This window comes from Labilibaculum sp. K2S (assembly GCF_030372765.1).
Classification (GTDB): domain Bacteria; phylum Bacteroidota; class Bacteroidia; order Bacteroidales; family Marinifilaceae; genus Labilibaculum.
Map to the genome: position 1 here is coordinate 751,899 of NZ_JAUCMW010000001.1, position 6,225 is coordinate 758,123.

Sequence of the window (6,225 nt, forward strand, 5' to 3'; positions counted from 1 at the left end):
GATGGAAATATATTTAATCAGACATACAAAAGTAAATGTTGAGCAAGGTGTTTGCTATGGACAAAAAGATGTTGATTTAGCTGAAAGTTATGCGGAAGAATTGGAAGCTGTAAAAAATCAGTTGAAAGATATTGAATTTGATCTTATTGTATCAAGCCCGCTATCAAGAGCAAAGAGGTTAGCCAGTGACATATTTGGGGAACAGGTAATAGAAGATATACGATTAATGGAATTAAACTTTGGAGATTGGGAAGGCAAAGTTTGGGACGAAATTAAAGATCCTTTATTCCCAGTCTGGATGGAAGATTTTGTAAATAAGAAATGTTCAAATGGAGAATCCTTTGTGATGCTTCGCGATCGGGTTCTTGAATTTTGGAACGAAATCAAACTAAAAGACAGTAAGAAAATAGCGATTTTCACTCATAGTGGTGTTATACGCACTATAAATGCTATAGAAAAGGATATTAAATTAGAAGATTCTTTTAACGAACCAGCAGCAGATTTTGGTGAAGTAACGGTTATATTAATCTCAAAATAAAGTATACTTCCACAAAAACATATAGAAATCAGAGACAAATTTGTTTCTGATTTTTTTTGTGCTTATATATAAAACAAGCAAATTTAGCATCTATGAAGTCTTGTATTTCATTGGATTTATCTTATTTAAAATGTTTAAAAGCTAATTCTGAGAAAGAAATTCTTATTTTAGCAATTCTAAAATAACAATAATAAGTAATGCGCGTTGTAATTCTTTCCATTATTAGTCTTGGATTTATTCTTGTAAGTTGCAAAAAGCCCAGCACCTTCACTCAAATATCTATTCTTCCACAATATGCAGTAATTGAGAATATAGAAGATGTACATGCAATTGTTGACTCTTGCATAACCCCTTATATTTATACTAAAGTGATATCCTTAAGAGGATTACCCGTTGATGAGAAAAAGGTAAAATTTGTAGAGATGTTATTACCATCCATATTAGTTTCACAACAATATCTGTATCAAGAAATTACAAGAGTTGAACACATCGAAAACTGGATACTTACGCACCCGAAGATGATGAAAATGGATAGTCTTTTTCTTTACAAATTGTTTGAAACCTACAACTGTAATGAAATACCGGAATTAAAAATAAGGCTGAAACCACATCCTGCAAGTATCGTGCTGGGACAAGCAGCGTTAGAATCAGGTTGGGGGTCATCACGCTTTTTTAAAGAAGGTAATAATGTTTTCGGCATATGGTCTTATGATGCTGGTGAAGACCGAATACAAGCGCTTACAGGAAGAGATTCAACGAGTATTTATGTAAGAAGTTATCCATCCATCGAAGAATCAGTAAACGATTACTTTGAAACAATTGCCAGGGTGAATGCTTATGAAGAATTTAGACAAAAAAGATATGTATCTGAGAAACCATTTGAACTAATTCCTTTGCTTAATAAATATTCAGAAATAGGAGATGTATATACTGACAAGCTTAAACAATTAATCGAAAGTAACGACTTAACTAAATATGATTCTTATGTCATAAGAAAAAATTATTTTGTTGAAGAGGTAATTGAACTATCTCAGTCGATATAAATTGAATAAAAAAATATTGAATAATATTTTTTCGTTATTTTTATTTGATTTCTATATGAAATCGTTATTTTTAGGCTTGTTTTAAAAGAAAATCAATTAATTAATTAATCATAAAAGTAATTTAGTATGAAAAAAATTATTCTGATTCTTGCGATTTGTTTTAGTGCAGTTGGCGTGTTTGCTCAATCAGCAGCTCAATTTAAAAATGATGGCAATACCGCTCTGAAATCGAAAGATTATAAAACAGCTCTTGTAAACTACGAAAAATATTTAGCTGCTGAAGACACTGAAAAAGATCCTGCATTGGTGTTTAATTTAGGATATTGTGCAATTAAACTGAAAAAATACGCGAAAGCAGAACAGTATTTTGGTCAATCAATTGAAAATAAATACAAAACATCAATCGCATATCAGTACAAAGCTAAAGCTCAAAAAAGCCAGAAAAAATATGAAGATATGATTGTGACTTTAAATGAAGGCATTGCTGCTTGTCCAACAAAAAACTCAAAATTAGTTTCTGAACTTGCAAAGCATTATCTACTTGAAGGACAAACTGCTCAAAAGGCTGATAAATTTGAAGTTGCAGAAGATTTATACAAAAAAGCCGGTAACGTAAAATCTAAATTGCAAGTTGATGCATTGTTTAGCTTAGGTACTTTGTATTATAACAAAGGAGCTAAAATTATGCAGGCCGCAACTCCTACTGCAAATACTGAACCTGAAAATTATAAAGCAGAATCTGCGAAAGCTAAAACTTACTTTCAAAAAGCTATTGTTGAATTAAACAAGGCAAAAGCTATAGCTCCTGCCAGAGAAGATGTTACTTCTACAATTACAACTATCAAAGGTTTGTTATAGTAATTCTTCCAAAAAATATAATTAAACTGGGATACCTTTTTTGGGTATCCCTTTTTATTTGCCTTCGAATCTAATATTTCATTGTCTATCAGGAAAGCCCACTGGAAATATCCTTAAAAAAGAGATCAAAAGCAGAATAGGTGAGAAGTAAATTAACTTCAATTCCATATGTAACAATCTGACTATATAAATCTAGAAATATTCCTTTATTTGTCATTTTTTCTAATTGGTAGAGTCCCAGTCAAATACTGATTTCATAATTATTTTGAGACGTTTCGCACATTAATCCGATACAATAATTCCCATCTTTGTTGCTAACAACAAATAATAAACTATTGATTCAATATTTTAAAAACACTAAGGATAATGTCAAAAAACAACACAGATGCTTTAAAATATCACTCAGAAGGTCGCCCTGGTAAAATTGAAGTGATTCCTACAAAACCTTATAGAACTCAACGAGATTTAGCTTTAGCCTACAGTCCCGGGGTTGCAGAGCCATGTCTGGAAATCGAGAAAGATCCTGAGAATGCTTACAAATACACCGCAAAAGGTAACTTAGTTGCCGTAATTTCTAACGGAACAGCTGTTTTGGGATTAGGAAATATTGGTGCATTGGCAGGTAAACCTGTAATGGAAGGAAAAGGTTTGTTATTCAAAATATTTGCAGATATCGACGTATTTGATATTGAAGTAGATTCAACTGATGTGGATAAATTCGTTGAAACCGTTAAAGCGATTGCCCCAACTTTTGGCGGAATAAATCTTGAGGATATCAAAGCTCCTGAATGCTTCGAAATAGAACAACGCTTAAAGGATGAGTTGGATATTCCTGTTATGCACGATGATCAACATGGAACGGCTATTATTTCAGCCGCAGGTTTATTAAATGCTTTGGAAATTAACGGAAAGAAAATTGAAGATATCTCTGTTGTTGTTAATGGAGCAGGTGCTGCCGCTGTTTCATGCACAAAATTATATATTTCTCTTGGTGTTAAACCGGAGAACATAATTATGTGTGATAGCCGTGGGGTGGTAAATAAAAAAAGAACCAATTTAAACAGTCAGAAAAAACAATTCATAACTGAACGCGATATTGACACATTGGAGCAGGCATTGGTTGGTGCTGATGTATTTTTAGGATTATCTATTGGAGGAATCGTAAATAAGGAAATGGTAAGTTCCATGGCTGATAATCCAGTTGTATTTGCGCTGGCAAATCCTGATCCTGAAATTGACTACAATGAAGCTATTGAATCCAAAGAAGGAGTAATTGTTGCCACGGGTCGTTCAGATTATCCAAACCAAATTAACAATGTGTTGGGATTTCCATATATTTTTAGAGGCGCTTTAGATGTTCGGGCAAGTACAATTAATGAAGAAATGAAAATCGCTTCGGTTCATGCCATTGCAAAACTGGCAAAAGAACCTGTGCCGGAATCTGTACATGCAGCTTATAATGAATCAAATATCATATTTGGTCGTCATTATATTATCCCTAAAGCAATGGATCCACGTTTGGTGTCAAGTGTGGCTGTTGCGGTTGCTAAAGCGGCTGTAGAATCGGGTGTCGCCCGAAAAATAATTACCGACTGGGATGCATATGCAGAAGAATTGAAACAACGTTTAGGTACTGAAAATCAATTAATTAGAACAATTTTCGACAAGGCAAAATGCAACCCAAAACGTGTGGTTTTTGCTGAAGGAAATAACTTTAATGTTTTAAAAGCAGCTCAAATTGTTCTTCACGAGGGAATTGCAAAGCCAATTATTTTGGGTAATCCTGAAAATATTCAAAGAATTGTGTTGGAAAATGAATTGGATCTTAACGGGGCTGAAATTATCGATATCCGTTCTCAAGCAGAAGCGGGAAGAAGGAACCATTACGCAAATGTTTTGTGTGAAAAACGAGGTCGTAAAGGTTTAACTCTTAAAGAAGCTGTTGAAAAAATGTTCGACCGCAACTATTTTGGAGCAATGATGGTTGAAAATGGTGATGCTGATGCTTTTATCTCCGGATATGCAACACGTTATTTTGAAGCTCTAAAAGTAGCAAGTAAAGTAATTGGTATCGAAGAAGGTATGAAAACTTTAGTTGGCATGAATATCATCATGACGAAAAAAGGGCCTCTGTTTTTTGCAGATACCACTGTTAATGCGGAACCTACATCAGATTCGTTGGTTGACACTACATTGAGTACTGCCCGCGCCTTAAAAACTTTTAATATCGAACCGGTAATGGCTATGGTGTCCTATTCTAATTTTGGATCAGTGAGAAAGGGAAGTCCCGTAAAAGTTAATAAAGCAATCTCAAAATTACACGCAAATCATCCTGATTTATTGATAGATGGGGAAATGCAGTTGAACTTTGCTCTTGATAAGAATTTAAGAGATCAAACATTTGGCTTTACTAAAATTAAAGGAAAAGATGTTAATACCATAATATTTCCAAATCTAAGTTCCGGAAATATTGCCTATAAATTAATGAAAGATTTAGATGGATCAGAAAATATTGGACCAATTTTATTAGGAACAGCAAAACCATTCCACATTATTCCGATGGGTTGTTCTGTTCGTGAAATTATTAACATGACAGCCATTGCTGTTGTTGATGCTCAATCGTAACAATTAGAATATTTAATAGATAAGGATGAGATTTAATAAAATCTTATCCTTTTTTTCTCTATTCAATTATTTTATTGATTTTTGTGCAGTATTATAAATTTGACTATGACGATCTTATACGGATTAGATTTATTAGGAACTCTTGTATTTGCTATCAGTGGCACATTATCTGCGGCGAATAAAAAGCTCGACCTTTTTGGCGCCTACTTTACTGGTTTCATTACTGCAATAGGCGGTGGAACGCTTCGCGACGTAATTCTGGGAAATTTTCCAGTTGGTTGGATCAGTGACATTAATTACCTAATTGTTATATCTATTGGTGTGATGCTAACTTTTCTTTTCAAAAAGCACATCATGACTTTAAAACGAACTCTATTTTTGTTCGACACAATTGGTATTGGTGTATTTACCATCATAGGAATAGAAAAATCCTTAAACCTAGGTATACATCCCTTTTTATCCATAATAATGGGTTTGTTTTCGGCTGTTATGGGAGGTGTTATTAGAGATACGTTATGTAATGATATCCCTTTAATTTTCCGAAAAGAAATTTATGCCGTAGCTTGTTTGGTTGGAGGAATTCTTTTTATTGCTCTCAATTCTCTTGGGGTTGCCTCTGCTCTAAATCAATTCATAACTATTGCCTGTATAATAATTATAAGAATAATCTGTATCCGTTTTAAAATATCATTACCCGTTTTAAAATACTAATAACCAGACAATACAATAATATGCCCTCCTAATTTTGTCACTATTCTAGGACATATTAATTAGATTTTTAAAATTGAGATATTTTCCGGCATCTTTTCCAAACGAACTCACTTTTTCTTCCCTAATTTGATAGGTACATCTTTCTCCGTATACTCCCGAGAATAAAATTTCATATTCCTGATCTTCTGCATCCTGCATCAATATTTTGAAAATATTATTGTGTACCATTGGATGTCTTAAACTTTTATGACAACAAGGGCAAAACATACTGAGGCTCTCATTCTCTTCTATATCAAAATTAGAATGCTTTTTAATTTCATAATCTCCCAAATGAATACTAAACAATAGAATCCCTTTATATCCTTTCTCGTTTTTAGCCGAAATTACAATTTGATTGTGTATTTCGGTGTATATGTGCCACCCATTTCGGTGATGTTGTGCCACTAAAAA

At 33.3% G+C, this 6,225-nt stretch carries 6 protein-coding genes; 5 read left to right on the forward strand and 1 reads right to left on the reverse strand.

The genetic code is table 11. The features are described from left to right. Window position 1 precedes the first annotated feature (1 nt). The 5 genes from cobC (at window position 2) to QUH73_RS02915 (ending at window position 5,775) form a co-directional block, all read left to right on the forward strand. Complete coding sequence (cobC, locus tag QUH73_RS02895; protein WP_289528975.1) at window positions 2-538, forward strand: alpha-ribazole phosphatase; 537 nt, start codon at window positions 2-4, stop codon at window positions 536-538. 197 nt (window positions 539-735) lie between these two features. Next, window positions 736-1,581, forward strand: a complete 846-nt coding sequence (locus QUH73_RS02900) for a glucosaminidase domain-containing protein (RefSeq protein WP_289528976.1) — start codon at window positions 736-738, stop codon at window positions 1,579-1,581. Between the two features lie 126 nt (window positions 1,582-1,707). Further along, window positions 1,708-2,439 carry a tetratricopeptide repeat protein gene (locus tag QUH73_RS02905; protein ID WP_289528977.1) on the forward strand — a complete coding sequence of 244 codons (732 nt, stop codon included), beginning with the start codon at window positions 1,708-1,710 and terminating at the stop codon, window positions 2,437-2,439. Between the two features lie 366 nt (window positions 2,440-2,805). Further along, window positions 2,806-5,064 carry an NADP-dependent malic enzyme gene (locus QUH73_RS02910; protein ID WP_289528978.1) on the forward strand — a complete coding sequence of 753 codons (2,259 nt, stop codon included), beginning with the start codon at window positions 2,806-2,808 and terminating at the stop codon, window positions 5,062-5,064. 105 nt (window positions 5,065-5,169) lie between these two features. Continuing rightward, complete coding sequence (locus QUH73_RS02915) at window positions 5,170-5,775, forward strand: trimeric intracellular cation channel family protein (protein ID WP_289528979.1); 606 nt, start codon at window positions 5,170-5,172, stop codon at window positions 5,773-5,775. A gap of 45 nt (window positions 5,776-5,820) precedes the next feature. On the opposite strand, the gene QUH73_RS02920 is transcribed toward QUH73_RS02915, so the two are convergent. Continuing rightward, window positions 5,821-6,225: hypothetical protein (locus QUH73_RS02920; RefSeq protein WP_289528980.1), on the reverse strand; the 405-nt coding region annotated here is incomplete at its 5' end.